Genomic DNA, 20814 nt, shown 5'->3' on the forward strand with positions numbered 1-20814 from the left:
GTACTTTCTGGCCTTATATTTTCACCAGCTTTGCACACATGGGGTCATAGATATACTCAATGATGCTACCATCCTTGATACGTTTAACCGCCTCGTCGATGACGAACAACGGAACGAGGAACCATTCCTCGGGCTGAACAGGATGGCCGAAACGGTCGTGAATGGTGATGTTAAGTCGTGCGGGTGCGAACAGCCTGTGAAAAAGGTTTTCCATCCGCGTGCGGTTGATACCTGCGAGCTTGTATGAAGCGACCACCTCGACCTTCGCCAATAAATAGGTGGAATCGTGTTCAGCGTTGGCTATGCGCGTCTCTACCTTGCCGCCGGTCACACCAATCTTGTGAATGACATCGCGATGCTCGGCCACATAAGGATTTTCAGATAACGAGCGCAACACATAAATGGTGCCACTTTCTAGATCGCTCTCTTCTAGAGAATCGCTGAACAAGGGTCCCATGTCTGGATCGGTAATTCGGCGTGCTGTTTCGTCTTTGTACAAAGCACGAACCAGTGATAGTCGAAGAAGATTACTTTCCGTACCATTTGAGAAAATGACACGCAGCCGAGCATCCTTCTTACCCTGTGGCGAGTCGAACTCTGTTCCTTCCTCAGATACATAAGCTGTTTGACCATCTAGGATGAACCAATGACCCACTTCAATAGTTGCATACTGTCCAAATGGTCGAGTCACCCTTAACCCTGAACTCAGATCGCTGCGCACTTGCTCAAATAGCGGCTTAAACGTATCAAAGTCCTCACACGGCTTGCGATCCGCGATCCCTTTTGCAGCACGCTTTTCGGTGCTGGTACGAACATGACGTAAGACTGTTATGTCTTCCTCGCTGGTAACATCCGCCAGTTCGGCAGCCAAATCATCGAGGTCAATAATTGCGTCCGCTAACTCCGCTACGACGCCTTCCCCAGCTAAGAGGCCCTGCTTATCTATCGGCGTAAGCAAAGCATGCCAGCTAGTGAGGCGACGTAGACGGTCGAGCCGCACGGCATATAAACGCTCGAAGATATCGCGATCTTCACCATGTTGCGGAGTACGCCCATGTTGCTTAACGAAGCGTTGAATTTCCTCAAAACTGGCTATGACACGCTCCTCGCTGGCTGAGTATCCTTTTTTCTTCTCAGGTGGTGCAAACTCGGCAAGTTCGGCCGCCAAATCGTCTAAATCAGAATTACTCATAACGCCCCTCCGCCCTGAAACGCATAAACGCGGCTGCGCCTTCGGCAAGGTGTTTTTCCCAGGCATCCGACGAAGTTAACGATGGAAGTCGCTCACGTTCACGCTTGAATTCAGCGGCACGCTTGGCGATCACTTTAGCATCTTCAGGCGTAATAGAGGTGCGCTTGGCGGAGATGGCCGCCGCGACCTGCTTCAAACTATCTTCGCTCATCGCCTTAGCAAGGATGGCATAGGCTTCACCGAAGGGGTTGATGCGGTCGATAAGATCTATGTCTAAATCGCGTACGTCCATCGCAAAGCGACGCACTCCGTCAATAAGAGCAGTATTAAGCGTCCCATCGTTCTCTCCGGTGACAAGCTGCTTGGCCTGCTGCGTGAGGTTAAGGGCGGCGATAGCGTGCTGACGGACAGCCTCCTGATCTTCAGCGTCAAGTTCAGGATACTTTTCTTTGATGATCTTACCCATACGAACCTGAGTTAATTCTTCGGGAATCAGCTCTTCATCGAACAGACCTCGTTCGAGGGCTGGCTTGTCCTGCACGAAGGCCGCGATCACTTCGTTTAAATCTTCCTGACAGATGCGTGCAGCCTCTTTGCTTTTGGGCTCGGTAAGTCCCTTAATCTCAATTTGATACGTCCCTGTCTGCTCATTAACACCAATATTACAGCTATCCGGGTCATACCCTCCATCACCATAGTCAAAACCTGTAGTCGGGCCGCTTTCTGGATTCTTGGGCTTGAACTCGAAGCGCGGAGCCAATACCTGCTCCATCAGCAGGCTTGCCGCAATGGCTTTTAAGGTATCATTGACGGCCTCGGTGACTGCGCCCTCTACAGCGTCCGGCTCGGCGATCAGGTTAGTAAATCTCGCGTTGGTTTTACCCGGCGCATCACGAGTGGCGCGACCGATGATCTGTACGATCTCAGTTAAGCTGGCACGGTAGCCAACAGTCAGTGCATGTTCACACCAGATCCAGTCAAAACCTTCCTTCGCCATACCGAGTGCAATAATGATGTCCACATAATTGCGGTCTGTCTTCATATCTACAGCACGGAGACTTTCCTGAATCTTGCCTTGGCTTGTTGGGTCCACTAAGTCAGCGATACGCAACACTCGGCCATCAAGGCATTTGACTAGTTGAAAACCAGTCATAGGGTCTGCTCCTTGCCAATCTCCAAGCTCACCAAGAATGTGCTCGACCTCCTTGATCTTATCCTTCGTGCTCTCACGTGAATTGACGTTCGGAATGTGGATAATGGTCTTCTGTGCAGGATCGAGAACATTGAGGATGTCATCGACGTAAGAGTCACTGTAGAAGAAGTAACCGATGTCGAGTTGTTTGAGGTACTCGTAACCGTTGAGCTGTTCGTAGTAGGTATAGGTGACAGTATCGAACTTGGATTCATCCTGTGGTGCTAAAACGGCTTCCGCATCACCTCGAAAGTAGGATCCTGTCATGGCGACGATGTGTGTCTTGTCCCGCTCGATGAACTGTCCCAGATGCTGACCGAGCTTGTTATCCGGGTTGGCTGAAACATGGTGGAATTCATCAACAGCAATCAGGCGGTTGTCAAACGCTTCAACGCCATAAGTATCGACCGCGAAGCGAAAGGTTGCATGTGTGCAAACCAGTACCTTGTCGCTACTTTCAAGAAAAGCACCGAGAGATTTCACCTTACCGCCGTTGTCGTTACCCGGTGCGTTACACAAGTTCCATTTAGGTTCGACCTGCCAATCAGCCCAGAAGCCATAGTGCGACAGCAGTTCATTGTTGAAGCTAGAGCCGATGGATTTCTCTGGCACGACGATGATTGCCTGCTTGATCCCTTGGTTTTCGAGTTTATCGAGCGCGATGAACATCAGCGCTCGACTCTTACCGGAAGCAGGCGGCGACTTGATGAGGAGGTATTGTTCTCCGCGTTTCTCATAGGCCCGCTCTTGCATAGGCCGCATCCCAAGCACATTAGCCTTGGTAGATGCACCATGCCGGGCATATTTAACGGAAACAGACGGTACAGGTTTTTTCTTGCCGCTCATTAGTTAGCTCCCATCATGCGCTTTTTGCTCTTTGCAGATGCAGTCGAAGAGGTCATTTTGGTATAGAGGTCAAACAGCTTTTCCAGCCGCTCAGTATTATTCTTGAAACGCCGGCCGATGTAGATGCGTTCCAGCACTTCGTCATTACGTTCGTGCGCCATACGCAGGTCAGGAGGCATCTTCTCCTGGTCGTAGAGATCTGCAATAGTCGCGGGAAAGTGATGTTCCCGCGCCAAAAGGATATCCTCTGCACAACGGGTTAGATCAGCCTTATTCTTTTCTGTCAACTCCGGTACGGGAAATGTATTATAGCCAAGCACATTGGAATAACTTATTCGTTCTTCTAGTTTTCCACATACTGCTTCTACCCAAACCCGATGAAGTTTGGACGAACAAAGAGCAAATACGTAAAGGTCTGGCTCATATACAGCAAATAATTTATTGGTAGCAATGCTTTCTTCATCAAGAATGCCACAGGGAATATATTCCCTTTTCTCTGACGATACTTCTGGAACAACCATGGCACGTTTTCCATAATCCTGAATTTGAATAAAGCGGTGTGCATCATTTGCTCGTTTGCGAGTAGATTGTGCTGGGCTTTGAAGGCGAGCTTGGGTGACCCCCCCCAAACGGCGAGATATTTCGGTTATGCTCCTGGCATCTTTCAGTTCGTAATCTTCAATCCAGATGCAGTATCTGTCCACTCCGTCAATGAGTTCCTTAGAGCCATATAATTTTCGAAGGTAAATTTCCGCCTCTGGATTTCTTCGAAGTAGATCACGCTTCTCCCAAGGTGCGAGGATTAAGTTACCTCCATCAGTAGGTTGATTTCCTTTTAGCATCTTGGGTAGAGACGAAATGGACTCACTATGTCTAGGGATAAAGACATCCGCAAACTCCAAGAGGTAAGGATTAATTCGAGTCACCTCTTTCCGGATATTATCAAAGTAAATAAATTTACTGCCAGGCTTTATTGCGCGAATGCCCACAATTACGCACGTAACCCCTGCTTTATTCTTCGCTAAGTTACTCCACTTAAAAGATGTATGTGCGAAGTATATTTCCATGTTCTTATTAAGAAGCGTCGGCCACAGTAAGTTGACTTGCTCACCTTGACAGATTGAATTAGTCGTTACAAAAGCTGCCGCGCCATTGACGTCCTTACAAAACTTCGACGCAAGCCAGAACCAGCCCGAAATATAGTCGAGATTTTTGTATTTTATATTACTAGCCTCAAAAAGTTTCTGGATATCGCTTTTTTGAGCCGCCGACTGCTTTGAACTACCTACATAAGGAGGATTTCCGCAAATATATGTTTCGCCGCCTTCGTTCTCGAAGTCGATCTCGGCTTGATTGAGCGGTGACTGAAGAAGGTTATCCGAAACCAGCTTCACACCTGAACCACCTACATCCATCAAACTTAACCAATCGAGTCGAAGAGCATTATCGCACGTAATCCAATTATCGTATCTAAGAGGCAGGAACTCAGCTAAAGCCAACCTCTGCCCACGATAAAGCACATCGCACTGATATTCGGCAATGACTAGTGCGAGGCGAGCAATCTCTGCCGGGAAATCACGCAGCTCTATGCCCCGAAAGTTGGTGATTGGTATCTCCGACTTTCGATCCGGCTCGTCGCGACGCCGATTGATTTCCGCTTCGATAGCACGCATTTCTTTGTAGGCAATGACTAAGAAATTGCCCGAACCGCAGGCTGGATCGAAAATCCTTATTCTAGCAATACGCTTTCGTAAGTTAAGTAAGGCCCTCGCATTGTCGTCAGCCTCTTCCAGCTTCGTACGTAAATCATCAAGAAAAAGAGGATTAAGCACTTTCAAAATATTGGGAACGCTGGTGTAATGCATTCCCAGCTCACCTCGCTCTTCGTCTTCCGCAATTGCCTGAATCATCGAACCAAAGATGTCCGGATTAATCTTGGTCCAGTCAAGGCTACCCACATGTAGGAGGTAGGAGCGCGCAATCTTACTAAACCGTGGCACATCATCGTTTCCCGAGAACAAGCGTCCGTTAACATAAGGAAACTCGTCAGCCCAGCGCGGAATTCCTGCGGCCGCTCTCTCTTTACGGTTGGTATTCATGGTACGGAACAGGATGGCAATGACTTCGTGAGTATTCGACGAATCTCTCAAGCTCATTTGCTCAATAGTTTCAGTGAAGCGGCCCTTACCGACGAAAATGTCAGTATCTTCAGCAAAAAAACAGAAGATAAGCCGCGCCATAAACTTATTCATGTCGTGGCTACGCTCAGCTGTACCCCAGATGGGATTTTCTTTCAATAACTCGACATATAATCGGTTCAGACGGCTAGTTGCACGTATGTCAAAGGCATTCTCGCTAATCTGACGGACGGTGCTAATACCCGCCAGGGGTAGGAAGAAGCCGAAGTGATCAGGAAAATCTTTGAAGGCACAGGCCACAGTCTCGCCGCTTGTCAGGTCTTCAGCTTCTAAGTAAAAACCGTCAGTAGCAAGGACGAATTTTGCTTTGGCCTTGGCTGTTACCGGACTAGCTTTGAGAGCTGCTAGCGCCTGCGTTACCTTACCTGTTTCGCAGGTTAGGAGATGAATGTTGTTTGTCTGAAGTACTCCACCGAGGTCAGACTTGTTCGAAGTTCCCGCTCTTAGGCGCTTAATGGTCGTCGACTTATTGCCAAAAGCTTCAAGAAATTGGTACGGAAACTCAATAAAATCAAAAGGCTGCTCAGCAAGGTCAGTAATGGCTTGTTCAATTTCTATGGCGTTCATTGACGTACACTTCTCCATAGTGGCATAGCCGCTTGGCTACTCTCATTCTGCATTGAACTCATGTCTTGTCCTGCGTTTTCTTGGAAATTTTTGGCAAGAAGTTTAACAGAATTGAATCCGGCTCTGTAGCGGATTCGGCCCTCTACTCAATGCTTCGCGAAGCACTGTGACCTGTTTAGAGCGAGTATTGTCGATTAGATAAAACTTCAAAAAAAGTACAAACTGCCATGACATCATAGGAAAGCAAATCTCATGATATATGAGGTAGTATCTTAGAAGTTACTTCCTCTATTTTTTTTGTGTTCTTAGAATATCTAAAAGTTGTACCAGAATATTTCATTGGTATCGAATGTGACTGACTTGCACTCTGGCGAACTAAAGAAACAATGATACAAGTCTTGAACATACAACTCAGGAGCATTCCTTGTTCTAACCACAGTGTGGATATCTAACCAAGTTGTCACCATCCATCGGCTGAACTTAGAGCTAGCAGCAGTCAGGCACTGAGCTACAGCACTCACGAACTGAAATAATAAGATATATATTATGGTGAACCCGTAAGGGGAGGGACCTCACGGGGGAGGGGTTTATAATGGCTATTAATACGCAGTATTAATACCTGATTTCTTTAATATAACGATTGATAGCACAACAGGGTCTGACAACTGATTGTCAGACCAGATATTGTTCAATCGAAATTAGTACTTCATCAGCCAGTCCCCCTGTGACCTGCCCCCAGGATTAGATACAACCTTCAGTTAGTAATGTCAGTTGGTTGATCCTGACCCCGAATATGCTCCAGTCATAATCAGGAATAACCGGCTTCTGATCCTGACCCCGAATATGCTCCAGTCATAATCAGGAATAACCGGCTTCATGTTGGCTGCATATTCTGGCAACCGACAGATTTTTCTGCAAATTCGGACGGGGTCATCCATCCCAGCGCAGAATGGGGACGCCTCTGATTATAGTGTATGCGCCAGGCCTCGATTTTGCACCGTGCGTCCTCCAGGGACATGAACCAGTTCTCGTTCAGACATTCCTGTCGCAGCCTGCCGTTGAACGACTCCACCGTGGCATTGTCCGTCGGTGTTCCCGGCCGTGAGAAGTCTATTCGGATCCCTCGTTCATACACCCATTTGTCCAGCATTTTCCCTGCAAATTCAGAGCCGTTATCGGTTTTCAGTAACTGCGGCAAGGGGCGTTTGAGCGCAATACTGTTCAGCATTTCGGCAACCTCCGTTGAGCGCAGATTCTGGCCCACGCAGATCCCCAGACTTTCGCGCGTGTAGAGGTCAATGACCGTCAGCAGGCGTAACCGACGCCCGTCAAACAGGGCGTCAGAAACAAAATCCATGCCCCAGACATGATTCGGATACAGCCCCTGAGGCTGGGGCTGTCGCCGCTGGGCCGATTTATTCCGACGCGGACGCTTGAGACGCAGGGACAGCCCCTGCTCGCGGTAGAGCCGGTAAATGCGTTTATGATTATCGCGCCAGCCCTCCCGCCTGAGCATAACGTGAACCCTGCGGTAGCCATAGTGGACCCGGGTTTCGGTGATCTCCCTGATACGAAGGCGGAGCGCGCTGTCGTCTGCCGCCACAGAACGGTAGCGGAAAGAGCTGCGGCTGATCCGTAGCGCAAAGCAGACCTGCCGCTCGCTGGCCCCGTAGCGTGCCTGCAGGTCCCGGACCCATTCGCGCAGGCGTGCCAGCGTCAGTTCTTTTTTGCCAGAACATCCTGCAGCATGGCCTTGTCGAGGCTCAGATCGGCAACCAGCTTCTTCAGCCTGAGGTTCTCTTCCTCAAGCTGGCGCATGTGCTTCAGCTCAGAGGGCGAAATGCCACCGTATTTCTTGCGCCACGTATAAAACGTGGCATCGGAAATACCCAGTTTGCGACAGACGTCCGGCACGGACGTCCCCAGTTCAGCCTGTTTCAGGGCAAAAACAATCTGCTCTTCGGTGAATCGTGATTTTTTCATCGGCACCACCTCCGTTCAGGGAGTGTAGATCATGCCGGAATTCTGTTTCTGAATGGCACAGGATTTCGGGTCAGGGTCATTTTCGTACAAAGCTGCCTGCTATTTCATCCCGCTGTTCACATAGCTAATTTTCCGTTACTGGATGACGCAAAGCTAGTAAATGCAAGGCAGTATCAGGACGAAAAAATTATCGCGCAAAGCGAGAATATTGATGCTCGTCCTGTGCAGGACTTTATTATTAACATCATGGAAGGAGGCCTAGAGGTCTTCAACCTGTGCAAGGAGGTTTATAACCGATGGAAACAACAGAGCTCATCGACTCCTTATTGAGGTCGGGTACTGCCGATATCAGTTCAAGGCTGGTATCGCTAATGTTGATGTTTTGGCAATCAAAAGAATGGCCTTCAGCAATAAACCATGACCTGCTCCCCGTTGATTAATAAACCACTATGCTAGTTTGCGAAGACTATTACAGCGTTTAGGAGATGCCATGGGTGTTGAATTTCACATAACGAGAGCTAAATTTTGGGCAGATAATGATGATGCGCAGATAACTGCTGATGAATGGCTTAACTACATTAATAACGATAATGAATTAAGCAAATATATTATAAACGGCGATTACCACGTCTTGTGGTCAGGTCCCTCGTCGTACGAAGACTCATGGCTTGACTGGAGCGCAGGAAATATTTATACCAAATGGCCAGATACATACCTGTACAGAAAGATGTTGAGGATTGCAAGACACCTCAATGCCCAGGTAATGGATGATGATGGTACGATTTACAGGGACGAATCACAGTGGGAGTACGATCCGTCAACTAACACTTAACGTCCGCTGTTGGCACACAAGCGACATCTAGGTCTCTCCGGCCACGGCATGAAGGGGCGCCAGTTCATACCGCTGCAGGCAGGTCCTCAGCCGCACCGGCCTGGACGGTGCAGTGATTCTGTCCAGTGCTGGCATTCCGCAAGCTGCAGCTGCGCGGCCAGCCTGAAATCTGCTGGCATACTTTACGCTCGATGCGCCGGTGAACACGGCCCGCAGCTGGCATCTTTACACATAACCAGTACTGTAAAAGTCCCGTAATACCGTGTCGCCCGGACATTTTATGTACCGTTTGGCCGCTACCATTCAGTACTTTCACTGTTTTTATTCATTTTTTTCCCAGGAATCGCAGAAAAAACCCCGCCACGCCTGTCTTATTTCGTCGATATCAGAGCAAAACACCCGAATATCGGCCATCTTGGCCAAACCTCGCACCCGGCATTTCAGAGTGTGAGGTTTGTAAAATAACTATTATTTATCAATGGCTTGTAGCGTTGTTGCTCTAAGCGTAAATCCATATGGCGGCGAGATACTTGCCCTGAAACAAAATCCGGTATTCGGATGGATTTGGGGCCATCTGCCCGCCATATAGTTTTATAAGCTGATACATATACATTTCCTCATTATCAGTACTGTAAAAGTCCCGTAATACCGTGTCGCCCGGTCATTTTCAAACCACCGTTTGGCCGCTACCATTCAGTACTTTTCGTCCTGCTGACAGATGCGCCATCGCAGCTGCGCGGCCAGTCTGAAATCTGCTGGCATACTCTGCGCCCGGTGCGCCGGTGCGGTCGCAGAACTTCTGGCAGACTGTCCTTTCTTCATTTTCCCGCTACCTGGACACAAAGCGCTGTACGTCCAGTTCGGGTGCGAATTATGATTAGACAGGCTCCGGCAGTGCTCCCGGCTCTGTCAAAACTGTCACATGCGATGAAGGATGCGTATGGAACCAGATAGTGAATTTTGTTACCCCAATATTATAGATTTTTTTGGCACAACACTCTGCCATATCTGTCATTTCACTAAGTCAGATCTTTTTGATTACTCAGCATATAATCAATATGCAGAAAGCAATATAAAACAAAGTGACAGAATGATTTCTGATGAAGTTTCTCAACATTTGAAAAATAATGATGAAATTCATCATGAGGATATTATCAGCAGTTACAGTCGGGAATTTCAGGAGTTTGGTGACATTTACCCAGCGATGCATCGAAAGTCTATGGTTATCGCGCTTTATAATTTTTTTGAACACCAGATAAAGACTTTGTGCACGGAGATAAACAAACTGCTTCCGCTGGATGTGAGTGACAAATACTTAAAGGAAATAAGCATAAAGCGTTACCGCCAGTTTCTTCGGCGTGAAGCCAGTTTTAATATCAATCAGGGGAGCACCTTGTGGGAACTGTGGGAAGATATGCTTAAAGTGGAGCAAATACGGCACGTTTTAGTTCACTCCGAAGGTGAAATAGAAAATCACCGCGCTGACCGGCTTTCGCATATTGACGGATACTGCAAAATTAAAAAAAACATCAGGTTGATCCGGAACAGAATCATAATTGATGATGGGTTCGTGGCGGCCCTGATCACTGACCTAATCACGCTGTTTGAACAACTCGACAGGCAGGTTTCCGCATTCATCCGGCGATATGAAATCGCGCATGGCAGTTACGAAGTTCCGCTTCCTCCGGGAGCCTCACGAACACCACTTTGACTTATTGAGGGCAGGATGGACAGAGTAAGTTATATGAAATGGCTAGCCGCTGAATCCCCTTCCACGGAGCTGCAGCTTCTTGCCTGGCTCAACAGAGCAAAGCATTACAACTGCGATATGAAGGAGCACCGTGCTGGGGTACAGATTGAAGAGCATGGCATTATCGTCGTGCTGCGGCAGAGTTCAAACCTGTACGACGGCGACTGCCTGACCATTCACAATGTTCAGCTTCCTGAAGAGATACAGCATAGGGGCTGGTTTAAATCATTTCTGAAACTATGCTGTGAATCTAATCCGTGGAGCGATGTGGTTATTGAGGATGTAAAAAATCCACATCTTCTGGCATTCTGTAAACAATATGATTTCACAGTGCTGGCTGATTTTTATCCGGACACTTATATTGTTAACCGTGGAAGAATACTGTCTTTAGATATACCTCCGTTAAAACGTTATGATGACTATTTAAATTGAGCTTGCAGGTGAAAATGGAACGAGAAATTAAAACAATCATTCATGCCTTCCGGAATGCTCTGGTAATGGCTTCGGATACACATTCCCATGCGTGTTTCTTTATGCCGAGATGGCATCAAGAACTGAATGGCTTCCCTAGCGGGAGTTGCGACCTGGCAAGTAACTTCCTGGCGAGATATCTAACTGAACATGGCTACCCAGCGTGGATTATACGATTTTCATGTTCACATGAAATTAATAAATATATAAAGACTCACGTAGTGGTTAAGTATGATGATTATTATATCGACCTGACGAGGAACCAGTTTGCCGATTACAATAACAGGGTGTTAATTGAAGATAAATATGGTTCGATAGCTACCCTGCTGAGAGATGTAAAAAAAGACGAGTTTCTTACCTTTAAAGAGGAAGATTTTTGCATCGATAACGCGACTGATAGTGGGGATCAACTTTACTGTTATGTAAAGCAGTTAGCCGACGGACTCGTTAAGAAGTGAGCTGGACAGAGTAAACTTTGTATCCAGATAGTGCGTAAATGTTAACGGGGGTGTTTTCCAGCAGTTCAGCGACCGCATCGGCGCATTGATTCCGGATTATGCCAGCAGTTATTCAGATGACCGCTCAGCTGCAGTTAGCGAAACGCCAGCAATGGACAGAAAAACCTACAAGTTCTAAGAGCGCGCAAACATGCCAAAAAATCAGCACCTGAACGTCTGCTCCTGGCACGGAGCGGACTGAAGCCAACATCATAAGGTCTGCATGGAGCTAACAGCAGACAGTCGAACTATCTTGTTATTAGACAATAAATATACGTGGAAAAATAGCTTTCTTCGATTTAAAATGTATCTTATTAGTAACTTCCTAACATTAAGGGAAAAATTTCATGGAGTTTTTATCTTCTGCAATACTTTCTGGCTTTGTTTATGACATGCTCAAACACCAAGTTTCGATTACTGCAACTTCAATAAAAGAAAAGTTAAAAGGTTGGGTTATTGATGAGGCCGTAGCTCCCGCTTTGGCGGAAGAAATTGAAAAACTGTCTTTAAACGATGAAATGAGCGAAAAAGCAATTGAAAGAAAACTATTGGATAGTGGTGAAATTCAACAAATACTCTCGTCTATAAAACCTAACAATACTACTGTTATTATGCAAAACCATTATGGTACTGGTGATAATGTTGGTGGAAATAAAATTACGAGGTAGTGTCTATGGATAACTCTTATAGCGGTAGTTCAGTTAGTCAAAATCATACTGGAACAGGCCATAATGTTGCTGGTGACTTAACTATATATAATATTGACAATGTTGATTTGGCGACTGAGTTAGCAGTTGCTGTTTTAGTTGGTTGCTGGGATGAAAAAAATGATGGTGATATTGAGGTAATTACAAGACTTATTGATGAATCGTATGAAAGTTGGATCAAAAAATTAAGAATAATTGAAGGAATGCAAGATAGTCCCTTGATTCATGAGCGAGGCTCTTGGAGTTTTAAAGATAGAACACAAGCATTCCAAACGGTATCATCAAGATTATTCGATAATCATTTAGATTTATTTCAGGCGGTTGCTACATCCGTTTTTAAAACTATCGACCCACAGTTTGAACTGGCACCTGAAGAGCGTTATGCAGCAGCAATTTATGGGAAGGTTTTGCCACACAGTCGATTAATAAGGAGAGGGTTATCCGAAGGTCTGGCATTAGTTGCAACAAAGCAAGAGTTACTTACCAACTGCTCAAAGTATAAAGGACAATACTGCGCCTCAAGTGTGGTTAAAGAGGTGTTTTCTGCCTCTAGTTGGCAATTATGGGCTAGTACGCAAGATATTCAAATTATGCTTGCAGAAAGCGCTCCTGATTGTTTTATCGACGAAGTAGAAAGGGCTGTATCTCATCAAGACAAACCGTTCGATTCACTTTTTGCACAGGAAGGTGTCGGTGGGATTTCAGGTCGGAATTATATGACGGGACTGCTATGGGCTATTGAAGGATTAGCTTGGGCACCTGAGTATTTATCCCGCTCTTTAGTAATATTAGGGGAACTGGATAGCCATGACCCTGGTGGCAACTGGGCTAACAGGCCACTTAATTCGATTATCGACATATTGTTACCATGGCGTCCTCATACTACAGCCGATATAGATAGGCGTATTGCTGCTTTTAAAGCCTTGGAAAGGGAGTATCCCGATACAGCATGGCGTGTTTTAGTTCAGTTGCTACCCAATGATATGAGAACAACCTCTGGTACACATATACCAACTTTTAGGAATTTTATTCCTAACGGCTTTAACAAAGAGCCATCTAGTGATGAGTACCGGGCTCAGATTGAAATATATAGCCAATTAACAATCGAATTGGCAAGTAAATCTTCATTAAGGCTTGTTGATTTAGTTGAAAACATTGACAGTTTAGCACCGTTAAAATTCGATGATGCAATTAAACTGTTATATGACTTTTCTAAAAAATCAGATAGTGACGAATTAAAATTAGAGTTATGGGAAAAATGCTTAAAGGTCTATAACAAACACAAAAGATTTTCAGATGCTCATTGGGCAATACAACCAGAGCAAAATAAAAAAATTAAAGATGTTTCTACAGCCTTAAAACCAGAAGATCCTATGCTTTATAGCAAACGACTTTTTGGTCAAAGAAGTTATGACTTATTTGATGAAAATGGGGACTGGCGAGCCCAAGAAGAAATATTGGCAAAAAAACGAGGTCAGTCAATATCTGAAATATATACCGTTAATGGCATTGAAGGAGTCTTAGAATTTTCGCGGGGTATTGAAAGGCCTGATATTGTTGGCAACAGTCTTGTTACAGAAAATCTAGAGATCCCTTTGGATATACTAAAAAAACTTATTCTTAGCGATATTAAAGAGGAACATTCTCTTGCTTCTGGCTATGTACGGGCCAAGAATTTCAAGGAAGGAAATTCATGGGTATTGGCTGCTGTTAATAACTGGAATATTCCAGAAAAAGTTGGTTTTTTTCTTTTATTACCGTTTAAAAAAGAAACATGGGATATGTTGAAAACATCATTTGATGATTTCCCTTATGAGTATTGGAAAAATACCATTGCTAACGCATATCACTGTGATTCAACGGAAGAAATTTATTTTGCAGTAGATTGCTTGATTAAAGTAGACCGTCCAGTATCAGCAATTGATTGTTTATCTCGAATTCTGCATATCGATAAGGTAGTTGATAGCAGCAAAGTTGCAGTTGCTCTATTACAATCTATTAAAACTACAGAAGATGTTAAGCGGTTTGATATTCACTCATTTAACGAACTTGTTCAATATCTTCAAAATGATGATACTGTTTCAGATGATGACTTGGTGAAAATTGAATGGGCATACCTACCTATAATTAATAGGGGCGCTAATGATTCGTTACAGCCTCAAGTTTTAGAGAAAAAACTTGCAAATGAACCAGGTTTTTTTTGTGAGATCATTCGATACGCGTATCGGTCAAAATTTCAAAAAGAAAAGAACGAACTATCTGAAAGCGAAAAAAATATTGCCAAAAACTCACGCTATCTACTTGATGAGTGGAGTAAGATTCCGGGTATAGATGCAGAGGGTAAATTTGATGTCAATGCGTTTAATAACTGGTTTAATTTAGTTCAAACAGAATGTGAAGAGTCAGGGCATTTAGAAATTGCTTATCAAATAATTGGAAACGTATTAATTTTTAGTCCTGCAAATGACGAAAATTGGATACTTCCTGAACTTGCTGAATTTTTGAATAGGCGTGAACTTGAAAAGGTGCGTACTGGTTATAAGATCGCGATAAGAAATTCGCGTGGTGTCCACTTCGTTGACCCAGAAGGCAAACCGGAATTGGAATTAGCCCAAAAATATCGCACTAAGTCTGATGAAATAGAACTGCTAGGCTTTCATCGATTTGGTAGAACTCTTCGAGAGTTAGCTGATGGATATCAAGCGGAAGCAGAGTCGATAATAGAACAACATAGTAAAAACAACGATTGTTGATTTTTAGTGTAGCGCTTGTAACTTCGGAGAAATACTTTAGCTGAGAATAAATTTTCGCTCACAAGGATTCGAAGTAACTGGTTACACTGTTGCCAATTCCGATTCGTTTCGGTGTAAAAGCGAGTTACACTTGACCGTCCGCTTCTGGCACAGGGCTGCTGTTGCAGCCCTGATAACCTTAGACTTCAATCGACTCAGAGGTCTCTAACGCATCATCGACTTCAATGCCCAGATAACGGACTGTGCTTTCCTGTTTCTTATGGCCCAACAGAAGTTGGATCACCCGGAGATTCTTGGTTTTCTTGTAGATTAGGTAAGGTTTTGTTCTTCTTATGGAATGTGTGCTGTAAAGCGAATCTTCGAGACTAGGCTTTTCTACCCCCCCATGAAGAATTCGGTTGCATTGCCGGGTTGATATGTGCCGGTTAGTTCCGACTCGAGACCGAAACAAGAAGTCTTTACTATGCAAATTGCCAAGCTTTATTAATGCAGCAACAGCTTCTCTTGTCCCTTATGAGTGAAAAATGAAGTTCGCAAGGCATTACTTACATCGCTATGCCTTGAATAACGAGGAAGTCAGTTCATTCACAAACTATAAAATGAAACTCATTAAACAAGACAAGGACAGCTTTATCCTTGTCTTTATCTTTTAATTTGCACAGTAAATAATTGGGATCACCGAAGCATCTCTCGCAGCATGAGAGAAGGATGACAATATCCAAAGAAGCTGAATAATATGTCCCCCAACTTTTTGTCCTTGTTTAATTTTGAGGAGTTCAGTTCTAATTGTACCCTCTGAAATAAATGAACAGCTTATAATACATTTTCGATGTAGTTTGTAGTCAGTAAATAATGCATTCAAATAGTTTTGAAAGTTGGCTAAATTTCCTTTTCTTGTCCTACTAATTTTAGTGAGACATTTATTAGCTTTATAAAACTGTGAAAATGTACTCGTGGCTTTGCTATTAAAATCATCTACACTGGAGTTCATATACCCTAAGTTTTTGATAGCTTGCCCAACGATATCATGAAGGTTGCTGGCTGATGTACTTTTAAGTCCATGCTTAGAATGGATGAAATTGATACAAGAATCTTTTGCATTAAATGTAATATGATCAGCCCATTCAGTACCTAAATCATCACAGAATATATAATTATCTTTCCTGTGAACATGCTCGACTAAATTGAACATAGAATTTCTAGAAAAGTTGACACTGTTACTTTTGAACACTCCTTTCTCGCTTGATACATTGGTCATTCCGTTTATAGGGTGGAGCATTTTTAGTATTGCTTCGATCTCTGAAACTCCAGAGACGTCTTCAAAACAGTTTCCAAGGTAGTACATGAACTTATGATCTGTAAAAGTAACACTATAGAATCCATTCTTCATTATGTAGTTTTGCAATGTTATATCTTGACCGCCAACATGAACTTTAAGCGTTCTCAAAAAACTCGAATCAAATGTAATTGTTTTATTTACATTTATACGAGCATTGCCTAATGCACAAATTATTTTACCCTGAGAATTAATTGGAAAAACCCGTTCGAGGTAACGAAGAAGGTTTTGCTCTTGTTTGTCAGTCAAAGTAGTCTGAGTTTTTGTTCCATTAACAGTAGATGGATATTTAATACTTAACTTATTTTCTTTTAGATGATCGTATAAAGATGAACTCTCAATTAATATAGCATTAGGAGCAACCCCACTTTTTATTACTTCCTTGAGGTCTTTAGCCTTTGCAAAGGCATCTAAAAAAGCCTTGTCGTGCCCGCCATTTTTTATTAAAATTAATTGTTGATGCACCCACGATGCAATATGGTCAAATGAAACTCGATGACTTGATTCAACAAGACGTCCAGTTCCTGATATAGTTTTTATTGTTGTGCCATGACGATATTTTATAAAAGATGGTATAGACCTCCCTGCTGCGTGTGTTGAAAATGTTCCTTTCAGATCTGCTGCTTCGTAGGAACGACTTCTAATAGCTTTGTCTGATACAGTCATATTACGGAGTGATATTTTTTGATAAGCGACATCTGAATCATTGAAAGTATTAGTAATGGCACTTCCGGAAAATAATTGGAAGTATTTATCAACGCAATCAGATATATTAGAGCAGCTTTTCTTGACTATTGCAAAATGTTTATCAAATTCAAATATAATAATGTATGCATATATACGATCTTGATACTTGGTATCAAACTCATCACTATCAAAAAAATAAACATCTTTTAGCGTAGGGAAAACAAGAATGGAGTAGATATATGGTATATTCTCATCCATAAGAACACCTTCACTTCGTGTCACATCAATGATTTTACCTTCATTTTCATCAATATTTAAACATGACTCGCTTAATATTTTATTAATAATGTTTTCGATAGTCTCATTTAAATCATCCTTCAGCACATAAAACTGTGCATTTTTAGTTAATACTAATTGATCTATCATTGCTGTGACCTTAATTGTAGAGTGTAAAAATTATATAAGCGGTTAATTATAGTGGGTTTTGTGAAAAAGTATGCCTGCTTTAAATAGTAGTTTCGTACTATCAAAAATGGTTAAAAAAGCTATCAATGTCGATAGCATAATCAGTAATACCTATCAATTAGAGAATGAAATTACCATTTTATTCTTTTCTTTTTGTCTCGTAATACAAAATAGGTGTAAACAGGAATAGCTGTAATTCCGAAAAATCATGGGAAAAGGATGGTAATAGAATACATTAATATATAACAATCAAATGCATAGTCCCCAATCATGATAATAACAATAGGGAAAGCCAAAAATCTAGAGGCGCTTGGAATCATAGACGTGTACAACGGATTTATTGCCATCTGAAACTGAATTCTCATCGCATAGGAAAACAACATCTGCCGATGCGTAATTTAGTGCCGCTGACAATACCGGAATCTCTGAACTAGGGCTGGTCCAACTTTTTCATGCACGATGCGCTGGTCTGTGGCAGACGCTCAGAACCTTCAATGTGGTGGGGGATTTTAACCGTGAGGCACTGGCGATAAAAATCGACATTTTGGACTGAAGGTTGTATCTAATTCTGGGGGCTGGTCAGTAATGTCCACTTCACCAACCAGTCGCAATGTACGTTGTTAAGATTACAAAACGGTCAGCAAACATGGACATTCAGGCGGGTCGAGTTAGATGGCCTCATTCTCAACTCAAAATGAATATTCCGACCTCTGAAGGCTGCTACAGCTGCTACATGTAGCAGGTTGTAGCAGGTTGTAGCAGGTTGTAGCAGGGTACCGAGACACTTTATCGAATTTTTTACCGCGAAACGTATCAATTATGTTAATTGACAGGGTGAGGATAAATACCTCACCCAGAGTGTTGTTAGCTGGCTAATCCGCCTAAGCGTGGACACTGACTTGTGCCAAAGTTGCGGTAACCGCTGTGAACATCCTTTGTTCTGGTTTTCGCCAGATATGCCAGCCGAATCAGGAAACTCCAGTAAACTGGGTTACGATCCAAAGCATCGAATCTGCTAAACCTGTAAACAGCATTTGGTGGGAATTCAGCTAATGTCGCGTAATCTTCATGAGCAAGCCCTATAGCACTGCACCAGGCTTTCTGTATCCGAATAGCCATGTTAGCGGCATCGAGTTCCTGGTAATTACCCAGATACCCATAGATATCTCTATTGAATAGCAACATCAGGTGATAATGGGGATGTACGCTTGTGTCACGTTCCCTACACCACCCATAAGAAGGTAACGTCGGATTACCCGGTCTCCTGGACCGGTTATGATCTGCCCGTAGCTGGCTTTTCAGTGACTCGAAGGAGCGAGTTATTGCCTGCGCATCATCGCGCTGGAAGCACAGGGGTAGATCAGGCTCTCCCGGTACATGGGACTGGGCAAATCTCAGATCAGTACGAATAACCAGTATCCGTTTATGCTGCTCCACTGTGCCGTAGACCATGTTAAGTAGTGGGTTAAGAATATCGCGGTCGATAGGTGATCTATACTTTTTGGAGGCTATTTCTACCAAGTCATCAATTTCTTCGTTGGTAAGTGAATATTTTGATTCCATAATAATCCTTAATCTTGTAAATATTAATCATTGGATAATGGGTAGCCCTCACGCTACCCATGTGATGTTGGATATAACTCCTGCAGAGGAGTTACCACTGATATAGAATTAGACAAAGAGATATATTACATATACCAGCTAAAATATATTCACCACCCTCTTAATAAATTAGACTGAAACCGCAGCATTACTAGCATTAGGGTCAAAAAACATTAATAAGAAAAAGTTAATTTACTCTGAAGTTATTCAGGTATAGGAAGCTTACTCATCGCAAGTGATCCAGAGTGTAAAAGAGGAGTATTTGTTTTATCAGCCATTTCTCTAACCTCCATTTTCGACTTGGTGAACTTGACATAATTAACCCCACCTCTTTCGAATAATTGAACAAACTCTTCATCTTCAAGTTTATTCAAAGCAGGCATTAGCCGTTCTGACCGCCTCAATGGATATGGACCTTTTTTGATAAGGTCATTCCTCCTAAATTCGTAAGAACCGTTATTGACAAGATTATCCTCAAGATACGTCAATAGTTTTTCAGCATCTGTAGGCTCTCGGGTAGATTCAACCTTAGAGATAAAATGATTCATAAACCATTGTGTTATTTTCAAAGCTGACATAAATACATCCTTAGTAATTATTCGTGAATCAGGTGTAATAAATACTTGCATTACTGCTGCAATTCTCGAAGCATGCTCCATAAATCGAGCACCAAAATCATCATAATGCTGCAGCTCTCCTCCTTTTTTTATTTTTTCCTGAATGTTTTCACTCTGGGAGTTCCAGACGGCTTCTGCCTCCGAAGAAAAAGTAACACAGATGCGTTCTTCATTTTTTTCTCTACGCCTCATACCATCCTGCAAGTGCTTAGTGAGAATAGTGAAAAATCCTTCAAGTCCAGGCTCATCAGACCATGAACAGGCATTAGGGATATCGCACAGTTCAGGGAGCTGCTCCATGTCAATATGTAATAAACGAGCTAACCACCCTGAACCCTTTGCCTTTCTTCCCTGTTTATCAAGAAAGCAATCAAACAAACTAGGTTGCACCATCAGCAGCATGCTTAGCCGCGCATCATCAACATCATAGTTGTCACGTGAAGCCCTGCTGTCTGCAATCTTCCCTTCTCCCCAAAGAGAGTTGAGTACTGGTGTATTGCGGAAAAGATTACCGTCAAATAACCCTCCGGCTTCATCAGAGCCGAGGAGCAACGACGGAGAGCCCAGCGCTAATACCTTTCTAAGCCCCTCACTTGTCGTATCGTTTTTAGTAAGATACTTCCTTGCTGGAACTTCTGGCTTTCTTCTTTGGCACTCCTCCAACGCCTCAAGCGCTTCTCTTACATAAGTCTTCTGACGAATAGCTTTGCTATATTGCTTTTTAAGCTCTTTTAACTCGGTTTCCCAAGAAATTAACTTAAGCTCATAAAATTTCTCCTTTAACAGAAAATCATCTTTCAGCTCTTTTTCCAGCCGATGGATTGGCTCCATCAACAGCCTGAATACGGTTGATTTTCTACTACCTGATCTTGCTAAAAATAGAAGATAAAGTGATGTAAAAGTTTTCCCATTCTTAATCTGAACATCAAATTTATCCTGGCTGGCATACGCCATTACTCCAAGTAATACGGTGAAAATAAGCTCAGCAGAAGCTTCAGTTTTAAAATGTATATAACTTGTTAATCGTTGTGCAAAAGCGGGTAGCGCCTGAAACTCCAGACAAAGTTCTTTATTTTGCGTTGAACTGTTTTTTTTAGACATACATCCTATCTAACTCCT

The 20814-nt window shown here is 43.4% G+C and carries 13 protein-coding genes and 2 pseudogenes; 7 read left to right on the forward strand and 8 right to left on the reverse strand.

Annotated features, from left to right (window positions below; genetic code table 11):
• Positions 1–13: 13 nt before the first annotated feature.
• The 4 genes from ENTCL_RS05405 to ENTCL_RS05420 all read right to left on the reverse strand — a co-directional run bounded on the left by ENTCL_RS05405 (position 14) and on the right by ENTCL_RS05420 (position 7978).
• A complete protein-coding gene (locus ENTCL_RS05405) occupies positions 14–1192 on the reverse strand; it encodes a GIY-YIG nuclease family protein (RefSeq protein WP_013365103.1) in 1179 nt (392 codons plus the stop codon).
• Positions 1185–3230, reverse strand: a complete 2046-nt coding sequence (locus ENTCL_RS05410) for a DEAD/DEAH box helicase (RefSeq protein WP_013365104.1) — start codon at positions 3228–3230, stop codon at positions 1185–1187. Before ENTCL_RS05410 ends, ENTCL_RS05405 begins: the two co-directional genes overlap by 8 nt.
• Entirely contained in the window at positions 3230–5995 is a 2766-nt protein-coding gene (locus ENTCL_RS05415) for a class I SAM-dependent DNA methyltransferase (protein ID WP_013365105.1), read from the reverse strand. Before ENTCL_RS05415 ends, ENTCL_RS05410 begins: the two co-directional genes overlap by 1 nt.
• Before the next feature lie 874 nt (positions 5996–6869).
• Positions 6870–7978, reverse strand: a protein-coding gene (locus ENTCL_RS05420) for an IS3 family transposase (protein WP_157865528.1) whose coding sequence is annotated in 2 segments (ribosomal slippage) — positions 6870–7717 and positions 7717–7978 — 1110 coding nt in all. Because the reading frame shifts where the segments join, the coding sequence is not laid out codon by codon here.
• Positions 7979–8468: 490 nt separating this feature from the next.
• Between ENTCL_RS05420 and ENTCL_RS05430 the strand changes: the two genes are divergently transcribed.
• The 6 genes from ENTCL_RS05430 to ENTCL_RS05455 all read left to right on the forward strand — a co-directional run bounded on the left by ENTCL_RS05430 (position 8469) and on the right by ENTCL_RS05455 (position 14988).
• A complete protein-coding gene (locus ENTCL_RS05430; RefSeq protein WP_013365108.1) occupies positions 8469–8810 on the forward strand; it encodes a hypothetical protein in 342 nt (113 codons plus the stop codon).
• Between the two features lie 940 nt (positions 8811–9750).
• Entirely contained in the window at positions 9751–10521 is a 771-nt protein-coding gene (locus ENTCL_RS05435; RefSeq protein WP_013365109.1) for a hypothetical protein, read from the forward strand.
• A gap of 15 nt (positions 10522–10536) precedes the next feature.
• Positions 10537–10992, forward strand: a complete 456-nt coding sequence (locus ENTCL_RS05440; protein ID WP_013365110.1) for a hypothetical protein — start codon at positions 10537–10539, stop codon at positions 10990–10992.
• A gap of 14 nt (positions 10993–11006) precedes the next feature.
• Entirely contained in the window at positions 11007–11489 is a 483-nt protein-coding gene (locus ENTCL_RS05445) for a hypothetical protein (RefSeq protein WP_013365111.1), read from the forward strand.
• Positions 11490–11875: 386 nt separating this feature from the next.
• On the forward strand, positions 11876–12196 hold the full coding sequence (gene gapS6a, locus ENTCL_RS05450; RefSeq protein ID WP_013365112.1) for a GapS6a family protein: 321 nt from the start codon (positions 11876–11878) through the stop codon (positions 12194–12196).
• Between the two features lie 5 nt (positions 12197–12201).
• Positions 12202–14988 (forward strand): hypothetical protein, encoded by a 2787-nt coding sequence (locus ENTCL_RS05455; RefSeq protein WP_013365113.1) that lies wholly within the window; start codon positions 12202–12204, stop codon positions 14986–14988.
• A gap of 178 nt (positions 14989–15166) precedes the next feature.
• On the opposite strand, the pseudogene ENTCL_RS22680 reads toward ENTCL_RS05455, so the two are convergent.
• Positions 15167–15499, reverse strand: a pseudogene (locus ENTCL_RS22680) (tyrosine-type recombinase/integrase); the annotation flags it as partial.
• 138 nt (positions 15500–15637) lie between these two features.
• Positions 15638–17437: a hypothetical protein gene (locus ENTCL_RS22685; protein ID WP_013365114.1), complete on the reverse strand. Its 1800-nt coding sequence runs from the start codon at positions 17435–17437 to the stop codon at positions 15638–15640.
• A gap of 350 nt (positions 17438–17787) precedes the next feature.
• Between ENTCL_RS22685 and ENTCL_RS23585 the strand changes: the two are divergent.
• Positions 17788–18020 (forward strand): annotated as a pseudogene (locus ENTCL_RS23585) (IS3 family transposase); the annotation flags it as partial.
• A 320-nt stretch (positions 18021–18340) separates the two neighbouring features.
• Here the strand turns inward: ENTCL_RS23585 and ENTCL_RS05460 are convergent.
• Together ENTCL_RS05460 and ENTCL_RS05465 are read right to left on the reverse strand one after the other, a co-directional pair.
• Positions 18341–19039, reverse strand: coding sequence for an inovirus Gp2 family protein (locus tag ENTCL_RS05460; protein WP_013365115.1), 699 nt, complete (start codon positions 19037–19039; stop codon positions 18341–18343).
• Positions 19040–19281: 242 nt separating this feature from the next.
• Positions 19282–20796 carry a YfjI family protein gene (locus ENTCL_RS05465; RefSeq protein ID WP_013365116.1) on the reverse strand — a complete coding sequence of 505 codons (1515 nt, stop codon included), beginning with the start codon at positions 20794–20796 and terminating at the stop codon, positions 19282–19284.
• Positions 20797–20814: the final 18 nt, after the last annotated feature.

Origin of the sequence: [Enterobacter] lignolyticus SCF1 (assembly GCF_000164865.1) — a bacterium.
GTDB lineage: Bacteria > Pseudomonadota > Gammaproteobacteria > Enterobacterales > Enterobacteriaceae > Enterobacter_B > Enterobacter_B lignolyticus.

Coding starts and splice junctions, on each gene's coding strand:
- ENTCL_RS05405 (WP_013365103.1), bottom strand. CDS start 1,192: ATGAGTAATTCTGATTTAGACGATTTGGCGGCCGAACTTGCCGAGTTT.
- ENTCL_RS05410 (WP_013365104.1), bottom strand. CDS start 3,230: ATGAGCGGCAAGAAAAAACCTGTACCGTCTGTTTCCGTTAAATATGCC.
- ENTCL_RS05415 (WP_013365105.1), bottom strand. CDS start 5,995: ATGAACGCCATAGAAATTGAACAAGCCATTACTGACCTTGCTGAGCAG.
- ENTCL_RS05430 (WP_013365108.1), top strand. CDS start 8,469: ATGGGTGTTGAATTTCACATAACGAGAGCTAAATTTTGGGCAGATAAT.
- ENTCL_RS05435 (WP_013365109.1), top strand. CDS start 9,751: ATGGAACCAGATAGTGAATTTTGTTACCCCAATATTATAGATTTTTTT.
- ENTCL_RS05440 (WP_013365110.1), top strand. CDS start 10,537: ATGGACAGAGTAAGTTATATGAAATGGCTAGCCGCTGAATCCCCTTCC.
- ENTCL_RS05445 (WP_013365111.1), top strand. CDS start 11,007: ATGGAACGAGAAATTAAAACAATCATTCATGCCTTCCGGAATGCTCTG.
- gapS6a (WP_013365112.1), top strand. CDS start 11,876: ATGGAGTTTTTATCTTCTGCAATACTTTCTGGCTTTGTTTATGACATG.
- ENTCL_RS05455 (WP_013365113.1), top strand. CDS start 12,202: ATGGATAACTCTTATAGCGGTAGTTCAGTTAGTCAAAATCATACTGGA.
- ENTCL_RS22685 (WP_013365114.1), bottom strand. CDS start 17,437: ATGATAGATCAATTAGTATTAACTAAAAATGCACAGTTTTATGTGCTG.
- ENTCL_RS05460 (WP_013365115.1), bottom strand. CDS start 19,039: ATGGAATCAAAATATTCACTTACCAACGAAGAAATTGATGACTTGGTA.
- ENTCL_RS05465 (WP_013365116.1), bottom strand. CDS start 20,796: ATGTCTAAAAAAAACAGTTCAACGCAAAATAAAGAACTTTGTCTGGAG.